Annotated in this window: 1 protein-coding gene; it reads left to right on the forward strand. The window is 71.0% G+C overall.

Annotated elements, in window-relative coordinates:
• A partial coding sequence (locus tag E0F75_RS39655) for a type I polyketide synthase (RefSeq protein WP_229315904.1) occupies positions 1 to 2638 on the forward strand: 2638 nt, incomplete at both ends.

Here is a 2638-nt window from a genome sequence, read left to right on the forward strand (position 1 = left end):
GTTCGTTGGCGTTGGCGGGTGGGGTGACGGTGATGTCGTCGCCTGCGACGTTTGTGGAGTTCGGTCGTCAGCGGGGTCTGGCGGCGGATGGTCGGTGCAAGGCGTTCGCGGCGGCTGCGGATGGCACCGGCTGGGGTGAGGGTGCTGGTGTTCTGGTCCTTGAGCGGCTGTCGGACGCGCGCCGCAACGGTCACCAGGTGCTGGCCGTGGTACGGGGTTCGGCGGTGAATCAGGACGGCGCGTCGAACGGACTGACGGCGCCGAACGGGCCGTCGCAGCAGCGAGTGATCCGGCAGGCGTTGGCGCAGGCCGGCCTCGGTACCGGTGATGTGGATGTGGTGGAGGCGCACGGCACCGGCACGAAGCTGGGTGACCCGATCGAGGCGCAGGCCTTGTTGGCCACGTACGGCCAAGACCGGCCGGAGGAGCGGCCGTTGTGGCTGGGTTCGGTGAAGTCGAACATCGGGCACACGCAGGCGGCCGCCGGTGTGGCTGGTGTGATCAAGATGCTGATGGCGATGCGGCACGGGCAGCTGCCCGGAACGTTGCACGTGGACGAGCCGTCGCCGCACGTGGACTGGTCGGCGGGTGAGGTGCGGCTGCTGACCGAACCGGTGCCGTGGAAGGCCGGCGAGCGGCCGCGGCGGGCGGGCGTCTCCTCGTTCGGCGTGAGCGGTACGAACGCGCACGTGATCCTGGAGGAGCCGCCCGTGGCCGAGACGGCTGCGGAGGAGCCCGAAGCTCCCGCTCTGCTGGGCGATGGTCTGGTGCCGTGGGTGGTGTCGGGCCGTGATGCGGACGGTCTGCGGGCCCAGGCCGCGCAGCTCGCGAGCTTCTTACGGGCCCAGCAGGCGACGGGTGCGGTCGACGGCCCGTGGATGGCGGGAGTCGCGGTCGGTCTGGCCGGCCGGGCCGGACTGGAGCAGCGGGCGATGGTGACCGGCACGGACCTCGCCGCACTGCTGGCAGGCCTGGATGCGGTCGGAGCCGGCGAGTCGGCCGAGGGCGTGGTCACCGACGCGGTGGTGCCCGGCTCGGACGTCGTCTTCGTCTTCCCCGGTCAGGGTGGCCAATGGTCCGGAATGGGCAAGGAGTTGCTGGAGCGCGACGCCGTCTTCGCGGCGGCGGTCGCCGCGTGCGAACAAGCCTTGGACCCGTTCGTCGACTGGTCGCTGCGGGCGGTTCTGTCGGGGGAGGAGCGGGACTGGCTGGACCGGGTGGATGTGGTCCAGCCCGCGCTCTGGGCGGTGATGGTGTCTCTTGCTGAGGTCTGGCGTGCGGCGGGGGTGGAACCCGACGCCGTCGTGGGTCATTCGCAGGGCGAGATCGCGGCTGCGGTGGTCGCGGGCCGGCTGAGTGTGGAGGACGGCGCCCGGGTGGTCGCGCTCCGCTCGCAGGCTTTGCGGGAGTTGGCAGGTCGCGGGGCGATGGCCTCGGTCGCGCTGGATGCGGCGGAGGCGGAGGCGTACCTGCCGCCGTCTGTGACGGTGGCTGCGGTCAACGCACCCGGGCAGATCGTGGTGAGCGGTCCGCAGGATGAAGTGACCGCGCTGTGCGCTCAGTTGGGTGAGCAGGGGATACGGGCACGCCGTATCGAGGTGGACTACGCCTCGCACCACGCGCAGGTGGAAGTGGTGGAGGAGCGACTGCGCGCGGAGCTGGCCGGGGTTGTCGACCTGCCTGGTTCGGGGCCGGAGTTCGTGTCGACGGTGACGGGTGAGCCGGTTCCCGTGGGGGAGCTGGACGCCGGCTACTGGTACCGGAATCTGCGGGAGACGGTGCTGTTCGCGGACGTGGTGCGGCGGTTGCAGGACGCGGGGCCGCAGGTGTTCGTGGAGATCGGTCCGCATCCGGTGCTGTCATTGGCGATGGAGCAGATGGTCTCCGGCGGCCGGGTGCTGCACAGCCTGCGTCGCGATCAGCCCGAGACCGCGCAGTTCCTGAGCAGTCTGGGTGCGGCCTGGGCGGCCGGTCTGCCGGTGTCGTGGCGCGACCTGCTGCCTGCCGTGGAGCCGGTGGTGTTGCCGACGTACGCCTTCCAGCGGCAGCGTTACTGGCTGGACGCGCCGCCGATGGCGGTCGGGACCGGCGTTTCTGAAACCGATGCGTGGCGCTATCGCGTGGGATGGTCGCCGTTGGCGGCCCAGCACGCGGGTGGGCTGGCCCGGAAGTGGCTGCTGCTGTGCCACGACGTGGCGGAAGTCGTCGAGGTACGGCAGGCGTTGGAGCAGGCCGGTGCCCAGGCCGAGGTGCAGGTGCTACCGGCCGGCCACGACCTCGACCGCGAGCGTGTGGCGGAGCTGCCGGCCGGTGCCGAGCACATCGTCTATCTGGCGACCGGGTCGGACCGGAGCCACTCGGCCGTACTGAACGGCCTGGTCAGGGTGGTGCAGGCCGTTGTGGAGCGGGAGGGTGCCCGGTTGTGGGTGGTGACCCGTGGTGCGGTGTCCGCGCCGGGGAACGGTTCGGTTCCTGATCCGGTGCTGGCGGCGGTGTGGGGTCTTGGACGGGTCTTCGGTCTTGAACACCCGGGCCACTACGGTGGTTTGGTCGATCTGCCCGCCGTCTGGCAGCCCGGTACCGGTCATCTGTTGGTGACGGCGCTGGCGCAGTCGGTGGAGGATCAGTTGGCCGTCGG

It is taken from the genome of Streptomyces sp. CB02980 (genome assembly GCF_014451325.2).
In the GTDB taxonomy this organism is placed as follows: domain Bacteria; phylum Actinomycetota; class Actinomycetes; order Streptomycetales; family Streptomycetaceae; genus Streptomyces.